Origin of the sequence: Methylobacterium longum (assembly GCF_022179385.1) — a bacterium.
GTDB classification, from domain to species: Bacteria; Pseudomonadota; Alphaproteobacteria; order Rhizobiales; family Beijerinckiaceae; genus Methylobacterium; species Methylobacterium longum.
Map to the genome: position 1 here is coordinate 166,078 of NZ_BPQS01000006.1, position 20,075 is coordinate 186,152.

Here is a 20,075-nt window from a genome sequence, read left to right on the forward strand (position 1 = left end):
ATGGAATCCCTGACCTTCCGCCACACCACGAAGACGCCGCTGCCCGGCACCCAACCGAGCGCGGTCACCGGCGTGGTGGCCTCCGGCAATCTCGAGGTCCTGCTGGAGCGGGTGCTCCCGCCGGATGCCTGCGAGGTCGCCATCGACACCCCGATCGCCGGCTACGGCGATGTCTGGGCGGCGGTGGTGGCGGACTTCGTCGCGCGGGCGCAGCCCGGCGGCATCCGCATCAGCATCAACGACGGCGGCGCCCGCCCCGACACCGTGTCACTGCGCCTGCTCCAGGGCGCCCGGCTGATGGAGGCCTGACCATGGCGGGTGATCGCGCCGCGAGCATCGATCCGGATGCCCTGAGCTGGTACGAGGCCACCGCCCGCCAGCGCGTGACGGCCCTCGTCGATCCAGGCAGCTTCCGGGAGTTCCTCGGGCCGACCGAGCGGCGCATGAGCCCGCACCTGCCGCTGTTCGACCTGCCCCGCGCCTTCGACGACGGCATCGTGATCGGTCGAGCCGACATCGCCGGCACACCGGTCCTGCTCGCCGCCCAGGAGGGCCGGTTCATGGGGGGTGCCTTCGGCGAGGTGCATGGCGGCAAGCTGGTCGGGCTGCTGCGCGCCGCCCTCGACCTGAAGCCGCGGGCCGTCCTGATCCTGTTCGACACAGGCGGCGTGCGCCTGCAGGAGGCCAATGCCGGCGAGACCGCGATCGCCGAGGCGATGCGCGCCATCGTCGATGTCCGCGCCGCCGGAATCCCGGTCGTCGGACTGATCGGGGGCCGCGCCGGCTGCTACGGCGGCGGCGGCCTGATCGCCGGCACCTGCTCGAGGCTGGCCGTCTCAGAGGGCGGTCGCATCTCGGTCTCAGGACCCGAGGTGATCGAAACCAACAAGGGCGCCGAGGAATTCGACTCCCGGGACCGCGCCCTGGTTTGGCGCACCATGGGCGGGAAGCACCGCCGACTCACCGGCGGTGCCGACGCCTTCTGCGCCGACACGGTCGCGGCCTTCAGGCAGGCGGCCGTCGCGTTGATCGACCGTGCACCGGCCTTCGACCTCGCGGGTTTGGAGGCCGAGCAGGCCCGGCTCGCGGCGCGGATTGCGCGCTTCGGCGATTGCCGCGACGCCACGGAGGTCTGGGCCCGGCTCGGCGTCAACGACCCCGCGACGGTGCCGGGCATGGACACGGCGGCCTTCGAGGCCATTGTGGCCCGGGTCGGGGAGGCCGATCATGACGCTCGCTGAGATTCTCCTCGGCCTGTTCCCGGACGGGCACGCGGTCGCCGTCCGCGACGGGTTGGTGACCGGCAGCGGACCGTTCGGGGACGGCCGGATCCACGTCGTGGGCGTCGACGGCGACGCGCCGCTGGGCATCGAGGGGGCGCTGACGCTGTCGCGCGCCGTGCTCGACGCGGTGCGGGCAGGTGATGTTGCCCCGATCCTGGTCGCCGTCGATTCCGACAGCCAGCGCATGAGCCGGCGGGATGAACTCCTAGGCCTGAACGAGTACCTCGCCCACCTCGCCAAGGCGCTGCTGCTCGCGGACCGGTCGGGACATCCGACCATCGGGCTGATCTACGGCCATTCGGCCGCGGGAGCGTTCATCGCCACGGCGCTCGCCACGCGGGTGCTGGCGGCGCTGCCCGGTGCCAATCCCAGCGTGATGGACTTGCCCTCGGTGGCGCGCGTCACGAAGCTGCCCCTGGAGAAACTGCAGGACATGGCGACGTCGACGCCGGTCTTCGCGCCCGGCCTCGACAACATGGTGGCCACCGGCGCCGTCCACGTCGTCCTCGATCCCGGCAAACCACTCCCCGGCCAGATCGGCGCGCTCATCGCCGGGATGCAGCCGGGGGATGTCCGGGACCGGCTCGGCGAGGAGCGCGGCGGCCGGCCGGTTGCCCGCGCCGTCGCGGCGGCCGTGGCCGATCAGGCTCGCCTTGGCTGAGCCCCTGCAGCGTCACGACCTCGTCCGGGCCGATCCGGCGGCCTGGGCGGCGTGGCTCGCGGCCCACCCCGAACTCGCCGGCCTGCGCCAACTTCGTGGCTGGGCCGATGCGGGTCGCCCGCTGATCGTTCGGCGCCGAATGCCGGGTGAGGGCGACGAGGCGGTCCCGCTGGGCCTGCCCCTCCCGCCCGCGGACGGCAAGCGGCGTATCGCGCTGGCGTTTCCCACGACGGCCCTCACGCCGCTGGCTCGGATCAGCCTGAGCGACGTCGCAGGCGAAGCCCCTCCGGCCTGGCGGTCGACCATCAGGGCTCTCGACGCGATCGGATCGGCCCACGAGATCACGCCGCGGCCGTTCGGCAGTCTGTTGTGGCAGGCCGTGACCGGCCTGACCTACCTGAGCACGACCTCCGATCTCGACCTGCTCTGGCCCTGCCACCGCGGCGTGCCGCCCGGCCTGCTCGAACGGATCGGCGTTGTCGCGGCCGCCGCACCGATGCGCGTCGACGGAGAGATCCTGTTCCCGGACGGTTTCGGCCTGCACTGGCGGGAGTTGCTGGAGGCACCGGCGGGCGGTTCGGTCCTGGCCAAGAGCATGGACCGGCTGACCATTCGGCCCGCCGATCCGCTCCGTGCAGCGACACCCGCATGACTCTCGCGATCCTCCTGTCCGGCCAGGGCGGCCAGCACCCCGGGATGTTCGACCTCACGGCGGACGCTCCCGAGGCGCAGGAGATCTTCGCGTTCGCGAAGCCCCTTTTCGGCGGGGTCGACCCGCGCGACCTCGCCCGGTCCGGCGGCGACCGCCTGCACGAGAACCGCACGGGCCAGATCCTGTGCTGCGTCGCCGCGCTCGCCACCTGGCGCGCCCTCGGCGCGGCTCGGCCGGTTCGCGCCATCGCGGCCGGCTACAGCGTCGGTGACCTCGCGGCCTGGGGCATCGTCGGACGATTGGATCCGGCGGATCTGCTCGGACTCGCCGCGCGGCGCGCGGAGGCGATGGACGCGGCCTCCGGCGCGGGCTTCGGGTTGGCGGGCATCCGCGGCCTGTCCCTCGACGCCCTCGCGGGCCTCGCCGCGGGACGCGGGTGCCATCTCGCGATCCGCAACGCCGCCGACAGCGGGGTCGTGGGCGGCCCGCGCGAGGTCCTGGAGAGCCTGTGCCGGGACGCGCAGGCGTCGGGCGCGCAACGGGCGGTGGTCCTTCCGGTCCACACGCCCTCGCACACGCCGCTCCTCGCTGCGGCCACGGATGCGTTCCGGGCCGCGCTGGCCGCGACGCCGCAGCGCCCGCCGCCGCCCTCCGCACCCCGCCTCCTCAGCGGACTGGACGGCGCGGCCGTCTTTCGTGTCGCGGACGGTCTCGAGAAGCTCGCGCTCCAGATCTCGCACGCGATCGATTGGGCGGCCTGCCTGGAAGCCTGCCGCGAGTTCGGCGCGGACCGCGTGCTCGAGCTCGGCCCCGGCCACGCCCTGGCCACCATGGCGCGCACCGCGCTCCCGGAGGCCCGAATCCACGCCGTCGATGAGTTCCGGTCGCTCGCGGGCGTGATCGACTGGCTGCGCCAGGATTAGGTCCGGCATCCTCGTCTTGCGAGATCTGACCCCGCGATGTGTCCGCGTCACGCCTTCGAACATCCACCCGGCTCCGGCGGCGCACGACTTCAGCGAGTATTGCCGTAGACACCTCGCCTTGACGCGGATGCCGTCGCGGTCGTAGCAGCCGGACGTTGTCGGGACAGGACGGGTACATGACGGCCAAGCGAGCGCTGATCACCGGGGTGACGGGCCAGGACGGCGCGTATCTTGCGCAGCTGCTGCTGGAGAAGGGCTACGCGGTCACCGGCATCGTGCGCCGCTCCAGCCATGCCGGCGTATTCGACCATCGGTTGAAGTGGCTCGGCATCCTGGACGATGTCGAGCTGGTCGACGGCAACCTGCTCGACCAGTCTGCGCTGCTGCGCATCGTCCAGGCCGCCAAACCCGACGAGATCTACAACCTCGCCGCCCAATCGTTCGTGACGTCCTCCTGGCAGCAGCCGCTGCTCACCGGGCAGGTGACGGGTCTCGGCGCCGTGCACATGCTGGAGTGCCTGCGCTCGACCGCGCCGCACGCGCGCTACTACCAGGCCTCGACCTCGGAGATGTTCGGGCTGATCCAGGAGGAGCGCCAGAGCGAGTCCACGCCGTTCTACCCGCGTTCGCCCTACGGTGTGGCCAAGCTCTACGCCCACTGGATGACGATCAACTACCGCGAGAGCTTCGGGCTGCACGCCTCGAACGGCATCCTGTTCAACCACGAGAGCCCGCTGCGGGGCGTGGAGTTCGTGACCCGCAAGGTCACGGACGCGGTGGCGCGGATCAAGCTGGGCAAGCAGAAGGAGTTGCGGCTCGGCAACATCGACGCCAAGCGCGACTGGGGCCACGCCCGCGACTACGTGCAGGCGATGTGGCTGATGCTGCAGCAGGACCGGCCGGACGACTACGTCATCGCCACCGGGCGGACCACGACCGTGCGCGACATGTGCGCGATCGCGTTCAAGCATGTCGGCCTGAATATCGACGATCACCTCGTGATCGACCCGGCCTTGTTCCGGCCGGCGGAAGTCGAGGTGCTGCTGGGCAATCCCGGCAAGGCCAAGGCGACCTTCGGCTGGGAGGCCCAGACGAGCCTGGAGGCGCTGATCACCGAGATGGTCGACGCCGACATCAAGCGCCTCAGCGCCAACGCCTGACCGGCCGGGCTCGCCGAGGCCCGCCTCCCGGTCCATATGGCGCGCGTCCAGCCTCGGAGATGCGCGCCGTGAAGACCTATCAGCTCTACATCGACGGCCGGCACGTCGATCCGGTCGAGGGCTCGTGGTTCGAGTCGATCGATCCCTATCGGGGCGAGCCCTGGGCCCGCATCCCCCGCGCCTCCCGGGCCGATGTCGACCGGGCCGTGGCTGCCGCCAAGCGCGCCATGTGGGACGGACCCTGGGCGACCATGACGGCCTCGGCCCGCGGCAAGGTGCTGCGCCGAATCGGCGATCTCATCGAGCGCGACGCGAAGGCCCTCGCCGAAGTCGAAGTGCGCGACAACGGCAAGCTCTTCGCGGAGATGTACGGCCAGACCCGCTACCAGCCGGAATGGTGGTGGTACTACGCGGGCCTCGCCGACAAGGTCGAGGGCGCGCAGGTGCCGATCGACAAACCCGAGACCTTCGCGTTCACCCGGCACGAGCCGGTGGGCGTCGTCGGGGCGCTCACCGCCTGGAACTCGCCGCTGCTGTTCGTGGCCTGGAAATGCGCCCCCGCGCTCGCCGCCGGTTGTACGGTCGTGGTGAAGCCCTCGGAATTTGCCTCTGCCAGCACGCTGGAATTCGCCGCGCTGACGAAGGAGGCCGGGCTTCCGGACGGGATGTTCAACGTCGTCACCGGCTTCGGCGGCGAGGCCGGCACGGCGATCGTCGAGCACCCGGACGTCGCCAAGATCACCTTCACGGGCTCGGACGTGACCGGCGCGAAGGTCTACGAGGCAGCCGCGCGGCAGATCAAGCGGGTGTCCCTGGAGCTCGGCGGCAAGTCGCCCAACATCGTCTTCGCTGATGCCGACCTGAAAGCCGCTGCGGCGGGCGCGATCTCGGGCATCTTCGCGGCCACCGGGCAGACCTGCATCGCCGGCTCGCGCCTGTTGGTGCAGAACAGCATCCGACAGGAATTCACCGACCGCTTGGTCGAGCTCGCCCGCACCGCCAAGCTCGGCGACCCGATGCAGGCCGAAACCAATATCGGGCCGATCACGACGCCGCCCCAGTACACCAAGGTGCTCGACTACATCGCGCTTGCCAAGAGCGAGGGCGCGCGCTGCGTCTTCGGCGGCAATCCCGCCTCCGGTCCCGGCGTGCTCGGCGGCCAGTTCGTCGAGCCGACGATCTTCACCGGCGTCACCAACGACATGCGCATCGCCCAGGAAGAGGTATTCGGCCCGGTCCTGTCGATCATCGGCTTCGAGGACGAGGCCGAGGCGCTCAGGGTCGGCAACGACGTGATCTACGGGCTCGCCGCCGGCGTCTGGACCCAGGATATCGGCCGGGCGATGCGCATGTCGAAGGGGCTGCGGGCCGGCACGGTCTGGGTGAACACCTACCGGGCGGTGAGCTACATGATGCCGTTCGGCGGCATGAAGCGCTCGGGCATCGGCCGCGAGAGCGGCATCGAGGCGATCCGGGAATACCTGGAGACCAAGAGCGTCTGGATCTCGACCAGCCGCGACGCGCCGGACAATCCGTTCGTGATGCGGTGAGCCGCGTCGCGGACGGGGCAGGGAACGGCCGCCGCCGCAGCTTCAGCCCACTCGTCCGCTTCGTCGAGCGGGTCGGACGTCACGCCCGCCCCCAATGGGGAGCTGCCCGCGCGAGAAGGCGCAGGGGCGCCTTCAAGGTGCTGCGGCATATCCTAACGGGGTAGAGCCGGGTGCGCGGACACGTCCTGCTCCCGGCCTGTCCACGTCTCGGCTTCGCCGGCAGCGTTCCGGAACGCGGCCCTCCGAGGCCTCATCTGGCGAAGTGCGTCGTCGACATGCGATCGGTCACCAGCTCGAAGGGCACCCAATCGTATTGCTGCACAGGCTCGCGCCAGATCGACGCCAGGGCATCTTCGATCGCCCGTCGCGCCTGCATGGCCGCGTCCTGATAGATCGTCACGGCAAGGCGCTTGCGCTGCATGGCGGCGATGCCGTCGGCAGTGGCATCCACTCCGCCGATCAGAATGCGGCCGGTGGGAATGCCGGCGGCCTCCAGCGCTTCGGCGGCGCCGAGGGCCATTTCGTCGTTGTTGGCGGCGATCGCATCGATGGCGATGTTTCGGGTGAGCCAGTCCGCGACGCAGATCCGCGCCTTCGCGCGATCCCAATCGGCCGCGCGCTCCGCAACGAGCCGGAGTCCGGGGAACTCCGCGATCACCTCCTTGACGCCACGCGTGCGCAACGCCGCGCCGGCATGGGCCGGGTGGCCCGACAGGATCGCGACACGTCCCGTTCCGTTCAGCATCTGGGCGAGCTTGCGCATCTGCAGACGCCCGGCCACGAGATCGTTCGGCAGGACCAAGGCGACGCGACCGGCGACCCAGTCCTCCCGCGGACCGTTGTTCATATAGATCAAGGGGATATCGGCCTCCTGGGCGAGGCGCGTGATGGTCGTGCCGGCCGCGGCGTCGACCGGTACGACCAGCAGGGCATCGACCTTCGCGGCGATGAACTGCCGGACCTGGGCGATCTGCCGCTCACCGGCGCCGTCCGCCGCATGGGCGAAGTCCACGGTGAGGCCGCGGGACGCCGCGTGCTCGGCGATGCTGTCCCGCAGAAGCCGCATGAAGGCCACCGGCGGGCTCATGGTGACGCCGATCGTGGTGGCGCAGGCGGGCGCCGAAACGACGAGGAGCACGACCGCCGCGGCGATGCGAACGATCCGGGTGAGGGCACGTGGGGGGTGTGAGAGGTCCCTGCCGGCTGCCGCCCCGTGGTTGATCGCCATCGCCCTCATCCGGCGGCCCTGACATGCTCGAGGAAGCGGTCCAGTTCAGCGCTCAGCCGCTCCGCGTCGTGGGACAGGGCGCTCGCCGCCGCGAGGACCCCGTGCGCGGTCGCATCCGCCCGATCGGCGGTGCCGGCAACGCCCGCGATATGCGCGCTGATTTCGCCGGCGCCATGGGCGGCCTGCGCGATGCTGTGGACGATCTCCCGGGTGGCCGCACCCTGTTCCTCGACCGCCGCGGCGATCGAGGCTGCGGCCCGGCTCATGTCCTCGACCCGCGTGGTGATCCCCGCGATGGCGCCGACGGCCTGGGTGGTGGAGCCCTGGATCACGGCCACGTGCCCGGCGATGTCGTCCGTCGCCTGCTTGGTCTGGGCGGCCAGCGCCTTCACCTCGGCGGCGACGACGGCAAACCCGCGGCCCGCCTCGCCGGCGCGGGCGGCCTCGATCGCCGCGTTGAGGGCGAGCAGGTTGGTCTGGGCTGCGATCTTGGCGATGATGCGCACCACGTCGCCGATCCGGTCCGCCGCACCGCTCAGCGCCAGGACCAGCGCCGTGGTCTGTCCGGATTCCGCGGCGGCGGCCATGGCCATCGCGGCCGTCATCTCGGCCTGACGTCCCACTTCACCGACGGAGCTGCCGAATTCTTCGGCGGCGGCGGCGATCATGCGAACGTGGGATCGGGCCTGTTCAGCCGCGGCCGCAACGTCCGTCGACCGGCTCGCGGTTTCTCCGGCAAACTGACTCATCACGTCAGCCGTTCCGCGCAGTTCCACCGCCGCCGACGTCACCGTACCGACGATTCCACCGACCGCGGTCTCGAAGCCCTCCGCCATCGCACGCAAAGCGGCCTGACGCTCTTGCTCGGCCGCCATGCGGGCCTGCACCGCCTCCACCTCCAGCGACCGCGCGCGCAGCATGTTGTCCTTGAACACCCGCACGGCCCCCGCCATAGCGCCGAGTTCGTCGGTTCGCTCCGCGTGCGGGATTGCGACGGTGAGGTCGTTCTCGGCCAGCCGTTCCATCACGCGGGTCATCGTGCCGATGGGTGCCGCGACCCGGCGAAGAACGAACCAGACCACCCCCAGCGTCATCGAGCCGGCGACGGAAGCGGCCACGATGACCGCCCAGCATGCGTTGGCGCCCACGGCATCGGCTTCGGCCGTCCGTTCGGATGTCCGGGCCTGCCGGAAAACGAGCACGGCATCCACGGCCCGCGTGAAGGTCGCGGCGTCATCCTGCAGCGCGGCGGTGAAGACCGTCTCGGCCAAGTCGCGCTCCCCGGCCCGGTCGAGGGCGGCGGCCTCGGCCTCCACCGCCATGAAGTGCTGCCACGACTCCCTCAGCTCGTGGGCGAGCCGCTGCTCGTCCGCACCGGCGACCGTCGGCGCATAGGCGCTCCAGGCCGCCGCGAAGGCCTTCGCCGCCCGGGCGGCCTGCTCACGATAACCCCGACGCGTCGCCTCGGACGGGGCGTTGTGGGCCAGCAGATCGAGGGCGCGCAGCTCCTGGCTCAGCTGCTTCATCGTCCCGAGGATCGTCAACGCCTTGACCTCGCCGGCCAGCGCCCGGCCGACGGCATTGATCGTGCCGATACGCGCGATCGAGAAGGCTCCGGTCCCGGCAGAGAGGCCGAACAGAAGGAGGGTCGTGCCGATGATGATGACGCGCAAACTGGAGATAGACGTCCGAGCAGATTTGATTTTCTCGAGAGACATTCAGCCAGGTACCGACGCAGCGGAACGTCTTATCTAAATGACCGACCCCAGGAGCGCAAATTTTGTTCGACTAATGATACATTTGGATCAGCTACGTCACATCCAATCCGCACATATACTATCTGCGGACCCAAAATAGTTTTCGGGATCAGCATGTACGATTCGCTTCGATCGAGCCCGATTCGATCGTTCCCGCGAGGAGAGACCGAGTGATCGGCCGCCCACGGCATCGCCAGACCCCGACGCCGGCGCGACGACCGGGTGACGAAGTTGGGCTGACGGCGCGCCGCCCGCACGTGGCTTCCGGCCTTCCAGTGCCTCGGCATGGGGTGCGACTGTCCGCGGCCGGCGCGACGCGCCATCGAACCCTGGGACGGAGCAGCCTCAGAGCGGCCGCGACCGCCGCCCGAGCCACATCAAGCCAGCCCGTGCCATCCACGAACGGACAAACGATTCGACGGTGACGAGTCCCGCGGCGATCCCCCCGGGACGGCGCTGCCGACGTCAGCGTCACGCCGGGGACCGCGCAGCGGCCTGTCGCGGGCGACGCCACGCGGACTCACCTTCCGCCGCATCCGATCTCCCGTACCGTCCCCCGTGCGAGATATCGGCGGCAACGGGCCGGCGAGGGCCGGGGAACGGCAAGTCGCGACGCGGCACGGGCCGGCTGCACGTGGGTCAGAACTGCCACAGCGGCATGAATTCAGAACGATACGATGTCTTCGAGAAGCCCCAGACGGGATCCAACATCTTGTCCAAGGCCTCCTGGGACAATCTCGCGATCCGCGCACGATGCTCGGCCGGGACGTCCGGGTGCTTGAGGATATCGAGGCAGGTCTGCAGGGCCGCCCGATACTGGCCCGTGCAGTACGCGTTGACGGCATACTCGTCCTGCAGACCGTAAGCGTAGATCCACGGCTGGAGGAACAGCGCGTCGGCCGGCATGCGCAGACGCAAGCCGGCCTCCGCGTAATGCAGACCCTTCACGTAGTTGCGACGTTCCCTGCAATACCGGCTGGCGCCGTGGCGGGCCTCCGCGCGCTCCGGACAGATCGCGATCGCCCGGTCATAGACGGCGAGGGTCGCGCCCTCAGGCTCGTCGAAGCCCTCCATGATATAGGCGGAGCTCAGGAGACTGATGTAGACCTCCTCATGCCAGAACCCGAGTTCGGCGCGCTTCATGTACAGTTCAAGCGCCTTCCGCCGATCACCACGATCCCGGTAGCTCTGGGCGAGGTAGAACGTGTACCGGGAGATCAGAGCCGGATCCTTCTCGGTGGCGAGGGCCTTCTCGAGAACCGCGACGTCGCTGTCGTACGTGGATCTGTCGCGGTGCCGCGCGCCGTCCTCGCCGCGCCGCATCGCGAGGGGGAGGGTTGCCGTCCCGGACGCCCCTTCGCAGGCGAGGAACTCGTGCAGCACGCCGCGGTAGCGCCAGGGATAGGCGTTATCGACCAACTGAATCCGCGTGTAACGGGTGAAACTATCCAGGATCGTGAAGACGTAGCCCGGCGCATCGAGCCTCGGCATCGTGAAGCCTGCCGGGATGACGAGCTCGTCGTCGGCGTCGATGATCAGTGAATAGTGACCGTGCGGCCGCGCCAGCGTCAGCGCCTCGCTTCGGTTGAAGGCGAAATCGACCCAGGGGCGCTCCACGAGGCGGCCGGGCAAGCCGTCCATGGCGGCCCGGATCACGTCCTGCGTCCCGTCCGACGATCCGGTGTCGACGATCACCCAATGATCAATGATCGGCCGGACCGAGTCGAGACACCGACGGATAACGTGCGCCTCATTCTTGACGATCATCGAGAGGCAAATCTTTTGGTCTGAAACATTCATCGTCCGACAGTTCCAAAAAACCCAGATATGGTCACAACCCTGGGCTTATGGACCGGATTTTATCTTCCGATCAAACTGATCGCAAACGTCTCCCATGACGCGGTCAGCATATACAGACACATATATATTGATAAATACCATACAATATTAGCGCAATTTTCTTTAAATCAAAATTCATGACCGAGCTTTGTCAAAACCTAGGGATGAAACAATTTTTTTAATCCTACCGGAGAGTCAGCTTCGTCCCGTGGTTCTCGCCGGCTATGAAGGCCGCCGGCCGGCTGTTTCGAGCCCGCGGATCAGCCCCGCGCGCTGCGTCAGACCGCCGCGAGACCGCAGCTCCGGGAGAACCGTGACGCCGGCAACGCCGCGCCGAGCAGACGGTCGGCGCACGGGCCCGCCCGTCGGCACAGTTGACCCCCATTCGTCGAGGCGTGATGCTTTCCCGGGCGTCGCCAGTATCCTCTGAGCCGCCCACCGTTAGAGCGTTTCCCGCGGAGTAGGCCTGCATGGCAGAGGCTGACGACATGGCGGCTCGCCTCGCGCGGCTGGAGGCCGATAATGCGCGCCTGCGCCGCCTCCTGGATACGACGGGCACACCCGACGGACTGCGCCACGGCCTGCGCGACACAATGGCGATGCTGCGGGCGGTTCTGCGCCTCTCAGCCGAGACGGCGGAGAGCGTCGAGGGCTACGCGACCCACCTCGAAGGACGGCTCGACGCCATCGCGCGGGTCCGGGTCGCCACCGACACGTTCGGCGACGTCAACCTGCACACGTTGATCTCGGACGAGCTGATGATTCACCTCATCCGCGAGGGAGAACAGGCGGCGCTGTCCGGGCCATCGGTGAAGCTCCGGCCGAAGGCCGCGCAACTGCTGGCGCTCGCGATCCACGAACTCTCGAGCAACGCCGTCGAGCACGGAGTCTTCGGCCGCGCCGGGGGCGAGGTCGATGTGGCGTGGGTGGTGGAGGGCGACGACCCGAAGGGCCCGGGCGTCCTGAGCCTCGTCTGGAACGAGACGGGCGGCTCCGGCATCGCCCCGCCGACGCGGCAGGGCTTCGGCATGCAGGTCCTGAACGACATGCTGAACTACGAGCTCGGCGCCCGCGTCGCCCTCGCCTTCGAGCCCGACGGGTTGCGCTGCACCGTGACGTTTCCCCTCGTTTCCCGGGTGGGACGCGTCGTCGACGAGACCGGCGCCGAGGAGAACGGCGAGGCGGACTGAGACTTCAGACCCGCTCAGGCGAGGGCGTGCGAGGCCTCGCGCACCTGCCGGGTGGCATGGTCGACCCGTTCGCTCGCCTGGGCGATGGTGTCCATACCGGACGAGATCGCCGAAACGCCCTGCGACGCGGCCCGCATGCTGCCGGACATCTCCCGCGTCACCGCCGACTGCTCCTCCACCGCCGCCGCGATGGTGGAGGACACTTGGCTCAGCGTGCTGATCGTGCCCTGGATGATGCCGATGGCGTCGACCGCTTCGCGGGTCGCCGACTGGGTCGACGCGATCTGCCCGCGGATCTGGTCGGTCGCCCGGCCGGTCTGCTCGGCCAGGGTCTTGACCTCGCTGGCGACCACCGCGAAGCCGCGCCCCGCCTCGCCCGCGCGGGCCGCCTCGATCGTGGCGTTCAGGGCCAGCAGGTTGGTCTGCGCGGCGATGCCGGAGATCAGCCCGACCACGTCGCCGATCTGCGTGGCCTGCTCGCTGAGGCCGGCGACGATGCGTCCGGTGCGCTGCGCCTGATCGACCGCCTGACCGGCAATCCCCGCGGCGTGGCTCACCTGCTGGCTGATCTCGTCCACCGAGACGGACAGCTGCTCCGCGCCGGATGCCACGGACCGAATGTCGTCGGAGACCCGACCGACCGTGGCCGCCGCCTCGCCCGTCTGCCGCGTGACATCCGCGACGGCGTGACCGATGGCATCGAGGTCATGGCCGATCGCCCGCTGGGTCTCCGCCCGGCGCTGTCGCTCGTTGACCTGCACGGTGATGTCGGTGGCGAACTTCACGACCCGGACGGGCCGGCCGTCGGCATCGGTGATCGGGTTGTAGGTCGCCTGGATCCAGACCTCCCGGCCGCCCTTGGCGAGGCGCTTGTACGCGCCGGACTGGTATTCGCCGCGGGCCAGCGCAGCCCAGAAGGCGCGGTAAGCCTCGCTGGCACGATCCGCTTCGCTGACGAAGATGCCGTGGTGGCGACCGACGATCTCGTCGAGGCGGTACCCGACCGCGTCGAGGAAGTTCTGGTTGGCACTCAGCACGGTTCCGTCCAGGCCGAAGGCGATGACCGCCTGGGAGCGGTGCAGCGCGGAGATCTGCCCTTCGAGATCCAGGGAGCGCAACTTGTGCGCCGTGATGTCGGTGGCGAACTTCACGATCTTGACCGGCGCCCCGGTCGCGTCGAGCACCGGGTTGTAGCTCGCCTGGATCCAGACTTCCCGGCCGCCCTTGGCGATGCGCTTGTACTCGGCGGTCTGGAACTCGCCGCGCCGCAGCCGCTCCCAGAACTGTCGATAGGCCTCGCTCTCCCGGTGGCCCGGCTCGACGAACAGACCGTGATGGCGGCCTCTTATCTCCTCCAGCGTGTAGCCCATCGCCCCGAGGAAGTTCTGGTTGGCATCCAGGATGGTGCCGTCCAGCGCGAACTCGATCGTGGCGAGCGATCGACTCAGCGCGGCCAGCTTGGCATGCTGGTCTCGGCGGCTCCTCAAGCGCGCGAACATGGCTTCCTCCAAGTATTTGAGCGTTCTACGCGATAGAGCGCGCGCTTTTTCGAACCGATCAGATCTGCGATGTAAATTTCAGTAGCGACTGGATTGATGCAGACCGCCACGCAGCTGACCCGACCCGTTTCACATCGGATCTATCAGATGGTGCCTTGAACAACAGTTAAGACGCCCGATCTGATCTTGGGCGCCCACGTAAACTTGCGCCAACGGTTGTGTAGCGCCCCGTTTCAACGCATCTGGAGATTGCAAGACCTTAGCGCATGTTGTTAAATATCGCCCACCTGTGGTTGCATATCCAAGTTTGGACGCATCCGACGGTCCGTCGGAAGACGGGCTGCGACATTTTCAGCGGCTGCGACTGACCGTCGCCTCGATCCGACCGTAGGGTTCATCGGTCGGCAGGAAGACGGCGCCCGCATTCGCGAGCCCGAACGGCTTGAGGTCGACGGGGAGGTAGTGCTTGTTGGGCATGACGAAGGTGATGGCCGCGAGATCCGCGACCTCGGCGAGCACTGCTTCGCCCATCCGGTACATGCTGTCCTGCACACCTCGACTGTACGTGGTGCCGAATACCGTCAGCATGGTCGCCAGGATCCGGGCATTCGCCGCGGCGTAGTCCGGCGGGGTGCCCGACCACGTCCAGGTCGCGTCCATGCTGGTCGCGGCGATGCGATCCTCCGTGTCGGGCAGGGTGCGGTATCCGTCATCGACGAAGCCGGACCAGCCGGACTGCGTCGTCTTCATGAAGGTGAAACCGCGCAGCCCCGAATGCAGGGACGAGCCCGCCCGGCTCGCCCCCAGCCCGACGAAGCCGAAGCCGTTGCCGTCGCGCGTGAAGGTGTGTCCGTGCGGCACGCCGTCGACGAGGTGCCGCTTCCACCGGGTCTCCTCGGCCTCGATCGAGACCGCCTCCACTTGCGGATAGGTATCGAGCAGCACCTGCGCCACGGCGGTGACGAAGCCCTCGGCATCGGCGGCGAGGTGGCGGGCCGCGGTGACGTTGACGATGTTCTTCACGCTGTCGGTGGCGATGCAGGCGCGATTGTCGCCCGCGGTCCAGGCTGCGTCGAAGTCGCCGGTCAACATCACGGAGAGCGTCAGCTCGCGCGGAACATGGTGGTCGCCGTCGCGGGCGAGGCGCAGCACCCGAACCCGTTCCTTGCCGTAGCGGGACGCGATCAGGGGCATGGGGATCTCCTCGGCAAACCGCGGCACGGACGATGCAAGAGCTTAGGGCCTGGGTGGCGGCGGCTCCAAGACCGGTTGGCGTGCGACTTGACCGCGGCCGTCGGCCGGTCCGCATACTGCCCGGCTCGGACGCGTGATTCCGGTTCAGGAGAGAGCATGGACCTGAACACCATCGAAGCCATCCTTCAGCCGCGCAGCCGGGGCGAGCTGCCGGCGTGGCGGGACGGCGATGCGTGCCTGGGCGGCGGTACGTGGCTGTTCTCCGAGCCGCAACCCGCGACGCGGCGTCTCCTCGACCTCGCGAGCCTCGGCTGGCCGCCGCACACCATCACCGCGGACGGCCTGACCCTCGCGGCGACCTGCACGATCGCGCAGCTCGACCGGCTGGCGCTGCCCCCGGCCTGGATCGCCGCCCCGCTCATAGGGCAGTGCTGCCGGGCCCTGCTCGGCTCCTTCAAGATCTGGAACACCGCCACCGTGGGCGGCAACCTGTGCCTGGCCCTCCCGGCCGGGCCGATGATCGCGCTCGCCACCGCCCTGGAGGCGACCTGCACGATCTGGTCCCCGGGCGGGGGCGAGCGGGGCCTCGCCACGACGGAGTTCGTCCTCGGTCCGCGGCACACGATCCTGCAACCGGGCGAGATTCTCCGGGACGTGCGGATCCCGGCGGTGGCCCTCGCGCGCCGCACGGCGTTCCGCCGCACCAGCCTCAGCGCGAACGGGCGATCGGGAGCGCTGCTGATCGGGACCCGCGATGCGGACGGCGCCTTCGCGCTCACCGTCACGGCCTCGGTGCGGCGGCCGTTGCGCCTCACTTTCGAGGGGCTGCCCGGGCCCGCGGCCCTGGCGCGGGCCATCGACGACGCGATCCCGGAGGCGCTCTATCACGACGACGTGCACGGTCGGCCGGACTGGCGCCGTCACGTCACCCGGCACCTCGCCGACGAGATCCGCGCCGCGCTCGGCGACGCACCGGCCGACGAGATCCACGCGGCGCTCGGCGCCGCACCGGCCGAGGGAGCCGGCCCGTGAGGCTTACCGTCAACGGGCACGTCCATGACGGCGCGGCTCGGCCCGGGCAGTGCCTGCGCACGTTCCTGCGCGAGGCCGGCTGGTTCGGCGTCAAGAGGGGCTGCGATGCAGGCGATTGCGGCGCCTGCACGGTCCATCTCGACGGCGAACCGGTGCAGAGCTGCCTGATCCCGGTCTTCCGCGCCGAGGGACGCAGCGTCACCACCATCGAGGGGCTCGCAGGACCGTGCCGACCCGGGGATGCCGAGGCCCCGGCGCTCCACCCGGTGCAGGCCGCCTTCCTGGCGGCGCAGGGCTTCCAGTGCGGCTTCTGCACGGCCGGCATGATCATGACGGTTGCCTGCCTCGACCAGGGACAGAGGCAGGATCTCGGCACCGCCCTCAAGGGCAACCTGTGTCGCTGCACCGGCTATCGCGCCGTCCGGGATGCCGTCGCGGGGATCGCGCAGGCAGATCAATGGTGCGGAGCGGGTGACCCTGTGGGACAGAACCTGCCGGCACCGGCGGCGCCCGCCGTGGTGCGCGGGCAAGCCCGGTTCACCTTCGATAGCGCGGCCGACGCGGCGCTGCACCTCAAGGTGCTGCGATCGCCCCACGCCCATGCCCGGGTCACGGCGATCGACGCGTCGGCGGCGCTCGCGATCCCGGGAATCGTGGCGGTGCTCACGCACGCGGACGCGCCGCAGCGCCGGTTCTCCACCGCCCGCCATCAGGACCCCCGCGACGACGCCGCCGACACCCTCGTCCTCGACCCGATCCTGCGGTTCGTCGGCCAGAGGGTCGCCGCGGTGGTCGCGGAGACCGAGGCCGCCGCCGAGGCCGGCTGCCGGGCGCTCCGCGTGCGCTACGACCTGCGTCCCGCGCTCCTGGATCCGGCCCGGGCGCTTCTGCCCGACGCGCCCCGCGTCCACGATCCCGCCGACCGCCCGGAGGGGGATCCGCAGGCCGGCGCAGGCCACCCGAACCTCGCCGCCGAGGTCCGGGGCGAGGTCGGCGCCGTGGATGTTGGCTTCGCGCGGGCCGACTTCGTCTACGCGCAGACCTTCCAGTCGCAGCGCCTGCAGCACGCCGCCCTGGAGACGCACGGCTGCGTCGGCTGGCGCGATCCGGACGGGCGGCTGACCCTGCGCACGAGCAGCCAAGTGCCCTTCCTGACCCGGGACGCCCTGTGCGCGCTGTTCGACCTGGAGCGGGATTCCGTGCGCGTCGTCTGCGGTCGCGTCGGCGGCGGCTTCGGCGGCAAGCAGGAGATGCTCACCGAGGATCTCGTCGCCCTGGCGGTCCTGCGCACCGGCCGTCCCGTGCGCTGGGAGCTGACCCGGCAGGAGCAGTTCATCGCGACGCCGACGCGCCACCCGATGCGCGTCGGCGTCAAGGTCGGCGCACGCCGGGACGGCACCCTGACGGCGCTCAGCCTCGACGTGCTGGCCGACACGGGCGCCTACGCCAACCACGCGGGCGGCGTGCTCCATCACGGCTGCAACGAGGTTCTGGCCGCCTATGCCTGCCCGAACAAGCGGGTCACGGGCCGCGCGGTCTACACCAACACGCTGCCGGCGGGCGCCTTCCGGGGCTACGGCCTGAGCCAGACGATCTTCGCGCTGGAATCCGCCCTCGACGAGGTCGCCCGCGCCCTCGGGATCGATCCCTTCACCCTGCGCCGGATCAACGCCGTGAAGCCCGGCGACCCGCTGGTCGCGCACAGCCTCGCCCCGCACGACGTCCAGTACGGCAGCTACGGGCTCGATCAGTGCCTGTCCCTGGTGGAGGACGCGCTCAAGGCCGATCCCGGACCGGAGCCGGAGCCCGGCTGGTGCGCGGGCTCCGGCATGGCGATGGCGATGATCGACACGATCCCGCCTCGCGGGCATCACGCCGAGGCGCGGGCGAGCCTCGCCGTCGACGGCAGTGTCACCATCCGGGTGGGCACGGCCGAATTCGGCAACGGCACCAGCACCGTGCACCGGCAGATCGCCGGCTCGGCGCTCGGCATCGCGCCGGAGCGCGTGCGCATCGTGGGCGCCGACACCGACGCGGTCGGCCACGATACGGGCGCCTACGGCAGCACCGGCATCGTGGTGGCGGGCCTCGCGACCCTGCGCGCCGCCGAGGCCCTGCTGAATCGGATCCGCGGCCGCGCCTCGGAGCTCACCGGCGCGGCGCCGACGGCGTGTCGGCTGGCCGGCGCGGCGGTCGAGACGCCGGTGGCAGCGGTTCCGCTCGCGGCGATCGGCCCGCTGGAGGCGAGCGGCCGGGCCGACGGCAGCCCGCGCTCGGTGGCGTTCAACGTCCAGGCCTTCCGGGTGGCCGTCCACCCGGTGAGCGGCGAGGTCCGCATCCTCCGGAGCATCCACGCCGCCGATGCCGGGCGCGTGATCAACCCGATGCAGTGCCGCGGCCAGGTCGAGGGCGGCGTGGCACAGGCGATCGGCGCCGCGCTCTACGAGGATCTCACGCTGGACGACGGCGGCCGGGTCGTCACCCAGACGTTCCGCGACTATCACATCCCGACCTGCGCCGACGTTCCGGAGACCGAGGTCCTGTTCGCCGACACGTATGACAGCGTGGGGCCGCTCGGCGCCAAATCCATGAGCGAATCGCCGTTCAACCCGGTCGCGGCGGCGCTCGGCAACGCCATCCGCGACGCCACCGGCGCCCGGCTCACGGCGACGCCGTTCGCGGCCGACCGGATCTACCGGGCCGTGGCCGGCAGCTTGGCGGGCGGCCTGGCGGAAACGCTGTGACGGAGGCGCGGCCCGCGGACCCGGCGCGGATGTCCGGCCTGCGCGGCCTCCTGGAGCGCAGGTTCCGGCTGGCGGAGCACGGCACGACCGTCCGTACGGAGGTGCTGGCCGGGCTGACGACCTTCCTGACGATGGCCTACATCGTCTTCATCAACCCGAGCATCCTGGCGGAGGCCGGCATGCCCCGGGGGGCGGTCTTCGTGGCGACCTGCCTCGTGTCGGCCCTGGGCTCGCTGATCATGGCGCTCAGCGCCAACTACCCGATCGCCCTGGCCCCCGGCATGGGGCTCAACGCCTACTTCACCTACGTGGTGGTCCAGGGGCTGGGCTTCACGTGGCAGGCCGCCCTCGGAGCGGTGTTCATCTCCGGCCTGTGCTTCCTGATCGTCACCCTGACGGGCCTGCGCGCGCTCATCGTCGACGGGATCCCGCGTTCGATGCGCGTCGCGATGACCGTGGGGATCGGCCTGTTCCTGGCGATCATCGCCCTCAAGAACGCCGGTCTCGTCGTGGCGAGCCCGGCGACCCTCGTCACCCTGGGCGACCTGCACAAGCCCGAGGCGGTGCGGGCGGTGATCGGCTTCCTGATGGTCGCCGTCCTGTCCGCCCGGAAGGTGCGGGCGGCCCTGCTCGCCAGTATCCTCACCGTCACGGCGCTGAGCTTCGGGATGACGGACAACGCCTTCCAGGGGATCGTCGCCCTGCCGCCCTCGATCGCCCCGACCCTGTTCGCCCTCGACGTGCCGGCCGCCCTGTCGGCAGGCCTGCTCAACGTGATCCTCGTGCTGTTCCTGGTCGAGCTGTTCGACGCTACCGGCACGCTGATGGCGGTGGCGAGCCGCGCCGGGCTGCTGACCGAGGGCCGGATGCGCCGGCTCGACCGGGCGCTGATGGCCGATTCGGTCTCGGTCTTCGCGGGCTCGCTGCTCGGCACATCGAGCGCGACAGCCTACCTCGAGAGCGCCTCCGGCGTGGAGGAGGGCGGCCGCACCGGCCTGACCGCCGCCACCGTGGCGCTGCTGTTCCTCGCCTGCCTGTTCCTCGCCCCGCTGGCCGCGGCGGTGCCGCCCTACGCCACGGCGCCGGCCCTGTTCTACGTGGCCTGCCTGATGATCCGGGAGCTGGTGGCGCTCGACTGGGATGACCGCACCGAGGCGATCCCCGCCTGCGTCACGGCGCTGTTCATGCCGTTCACCTACTCGATCGCCACCGGCGTCTCGTTCGGCTTCATCACCTACGCGGTGCTGAAGCTGCTGGCCGGGCGGGCCCGTGAGGTGAAGCCGGTGGTCTGGGTGATCGCGGCCGTGTTCCTGTTCAAGCTCGTGGAGACGGGCGGGGCGCATTGAGCCACCGGCCCGGCCGC

The 20,075-nt window shown here is 70.1% G+C and carries 16 protein-coding genes; 11 read left to right on the forward strand and 5 right to left on the reverse strand.

Going from position 1 to position 20,075, the window contains the following annotated elements; translation table 11 throughout:
- The 7 genes from mdcC to MFF58_RS08015 all read left to right on the forward strand — a co-directional run bounded on the left by mdcC (position 1) and on the right by MFF58_RS08015 (position 6,229).
- Complete coding sequence (mdcC, locus tag MFF58_RS07985; protein ID WP_238286490.1) at positions 1–309, forward strand: malonate decarboxylase acyl carrier protein; 309 nt, start codon at positions 1–3, stop codon at positions 307–309.
- Between the two features lie 2 nt (positions 310–311).
- Positions 312–1,241: a biotin-independent malonate decarboxylase subunit beta gene (locus tag MFF58_RS07990; RefSeq protein ID WP_238286492.1), complete on the forward strand. Its 930-nt coding sequence runs from the start codon at positions 312–314 to the stop codon at positions 1,239–1,241.
- The gene (mdcE, locus tag MFF58_RS07995; RefSeq protein ID WP_238286493.1) at positions 1,228–1,944 is read left to right on the forward strand and encodes a biotin-independent malonate decarboxylase subunit gamma; all 717 of its coding nucleotides are present in this window, start codon (positions 1,228–1,230) and stop codon (positions 1,942–1,944) included. The genes MFF58_RS07990 and mdcE overlap by 14 nt, the downstream gene beginning before the upstream one ends.
- Positions 1,937–2,596, forward strand: a complete 660-nt coding sequence (gene mdcG, locus MFF58_RS08000; protein ID WP_238286494.1) for a malonate decarboxylase holo-[acyl-carrier-protein] synthase — start codon at positions 1,937–1,939, stop codon at positions 2,594–2,596. Before mdcE ends, mdcG begins: the two co-directional genes overlap by 8 nt.
- Positions 2,593–3,519, forward strand: coding sequence for an acyltransferase domain-containing protein (locus tag MFF58_RS08005; RefSeq protein WP_238286495.1), 927 nt, complete (start codon positions 2,593–2,595; stop codon positions 3,517–3,519). Before mdcG ends, MFF58_RS08005 begins: the two co-directional genes overlap by 4 nt.
- Positions 3,520–3,695: 176 nt before the next feature.
- A complete protein-coding gene (gmd, locus tag MFF58_RS08010; RefSeq protein ID WP_238286496.1) occupies positions 3,696–4,679 on the forward strand; it encodes a GDP-mannose 4,6-dehydratase in 984 nt (327 codons plus the stop codon).
- 68 nt (positions 4,680–4,747) lie between these two features.
- A complete protein-coding gene (locus MFF58_RS08015; protein ID WP_238286497.1) occupies positions 4,748–6,229 on the forward strand; it encodes an aldehyde dehydrogenase in 1,482 nt (493 codons plus the stop codon).
- A gap of 250 nt (positions 6,230–6,479) precedes the next feature.
- Here MFF58_RS08015 and MFF58_RS08020 read toward each other — a convergent pair whose 3' ends face one another.
- From MFF58_RS08020 to MFF58_RS08030, 3 genes are all read right to left on the reverse strand, one after another.
- On the reverse strand, positions 6,480–7,316 hold the full coding sequence (locus MFF58_RS08020) for a substrate-binding domain-containing protein (RefSeq protein ID WP_238286498.1): 837 nt from the start codon (positions 7,314–7,316) through the stop codon (positions 6,480–6,482).
- A 146-nt stretch (positions 7,317–7,462) separates the two neighbouring features.
- Positions 7,463–9,130, reverse strand: coding sequence for a methyl-accepting chemotaxis protein (locus MFF58_RS08025; RefSeq protein ID WP_238286499.1), 1,668 nt, complete (start codon positions 9,128–9,130; stop codon positions 7,463–7,465).
- Positions 9,131–9,853: 723 nt separating this feature from the next.
- Positions 9,854–11,014, reverse strand: a complete 1,161-nt coding sequence (locus MFF58_RS08030) for a tetratricopeptide repeat-containing glycosyltransferase (protein ID WP_238286500.1) — start codon at positions 11,012–11,014, stop codon at positions 9,854–9,856.
- A gap of 509 nt (positions 11,015–11,523) precedes the next feature.
- On the opposite strand from MFF58_RS08030, the gene MFF58_RS08035 reads away from it, so the two are divergent.
- Complete coding sequence (locus MFF58_RS08035) at positions 11,524–12,243, forward strand: sensor histidine kinase (protein WP_238286502.1); 720 nt, start codon at positions 11,524–11,526, stop codon at positions 12,241–12,243.
- Between the two features lie 14 nt (positions 12,244–12,257).
- Here the strand turns inward: MFF58_RS08035 and MFF58_RS08040 are convergent, their stop codons facing one another.
- Complete coding sequence (locus MFF58_RS08040; RefSeq protein WP_238286504.1) at positions 12,258–13,742, reverse strand: methyl-accepting chemotaxis protein; 1,485 nt, start codon at positions 13,740–13,742, stop codon at positions 12,258–12,260.
- A gap of 351 nt (positions 13,743–14,093) precedes the next feature.
- On the reverse strand, positions 14,094–14,936 hold the full coding sequence (pucL, locus tag MFF58_RS08045) for a factor-independent urate hydroxylase (protein ID WP_238286506.1): 843 nt from the start codon (positions 14,934–14,936) through the stop codon (positions 14,094–14,096).
- Positions 14,937–15,092: 156 nt separating this feature from the next.
- Here pucL and MFF58_RS08050 point away from each other — a divergent pair, with 156 nt between their 5' ends.
- The 3 genes from MFF58_RS08050 to MFF58_RS08060 are packed head-to-tail and all read left to right on the forward strand — an operon-like array spanning position 15,093 to position 20,058.
- Positions 15,093–15,968, forward strand: a complete 876-nt coding sequence (locus MFF58_RS08050; RefSeq protein WP_238286508.1) for an FAD binding domain-containing protein — start codon at positions 15,093–15,095, stop codon at positions 15,966–15,968.
- Positions 15,965–18,712 (forward strand): molybdopterin-dependent oxidoreductase, encoded by a 2,748-nt coding sequence (locus MFF58_RS08055; RefSeq protein ID WP_238286509.1) that lies wholly within the window; start codon positions 15,965–15,967, stop codon positions 18,710–18,712. The genes MFF58_RS08050 and MFF58_RS08055 overlap by 4 nt, the downstream gene beginning before the upstream one ends.
- Positions 18,713–18,741: 29 nt before the next feature.
- A complete protein-coding gene (locus tag MFF58_RS08060) occupies positions 18,742–20,058 on the forward strand; it encodes an NCS2 family permease (RefSeq protein WP_238286510.1) in 1,317 nt (438 codons plus the stop codon).
- Positions 20,059–20,075: the final 17 nt, after the last annotated feature.

Excerpts from the sequence above, each read along its gene's own strand:
- mdcC (WP_238286490.1), top strand. The coding sequence starts at position 1 with ATGGAATCCCTGACCTTCCGCCACACCACGAAGACGCCGCTGCCCGGC.
- MFF58_RS07990 (WP_238286492.1), top strand. The coding sequence starts at position 312 with ATGGCGGGTGATCGCGCCGCGAGCATCGATCCGGATGCCCTGAGCTGG.
- mdcE (WP_238286493.1), top strand. The coding sequence starts at position 1,228 with ATGACGCTCGCTGAGATTCTCCTCGGCCTGTTCCCGGACGGGCACGCG.
- MFF58_RS08005 (WP_238286495.1), top strand. The coding sequence starts at position 2,593 with ATGACTCTCGCGATCCTCCTGTCCGGCCAGGGCGGCCAGCACCCCGGG.
- gmd (WP_238286496.1), top strand. The coding sequence starts at position 3,696 with ATGACGGCCAAGCGAGCGCTGATCACCGGGGTGACGGGCCAGGACGGC.
- MFF58_RS08020 (WP_238286498.1), bottom strand. The coding sequence starts at position 7,316 with ATGAGCCCGCCGGTGGCCTTCATGCGGCTTCTGCGGGACAGCATCGCC.
- MFF58_RS08030 (WP_238286500.1), bottom strand. The coding sequence starts at position 11,014 with ATGAATGTTTCAGACCAAAAGATTTGCCTCTCGATGATCGTCAAGAAT.
- MFF58_RS08035 (WP_238286502.1), top strand. The coding sequence starts at position 11,524 with ATGGCAGAGGCTGACGACATGGCGGCTCGCCTCGCGCGGCTGGAGGCC.
- MFF58_RS08040 (WP_238286504.1), bottom strand. The coding sequence starts at position 13,742 with ATGTTCGCGCGCTTGAGGAGCCGCCGAGACCAGCATGCCAAGCTGGCC.
- pucL (WP_238286506.1), bottom strand. The coding sequence starts at position 14,936 with ATGCCCCTGATCGCGTCCCGCTACGGCAAGGAACGGGTTCGGGTGCTG.
- MFF58_RS08050 (WP_238286508.1), top strand. The coding sequence starts at position 15,093 with ATGGACCTGAACACCATCGAAGCCATCCTTCAGCCGCGCAGCCGGGGC.
- MFF58_RS08060 (WP_238286510.1), top strand. The coding sequence starts at position 18,742 with ATGTCCGGCCTGCGCGGCCTCCTGGAGCGCAGGTTCCGGCTGGCGGAG.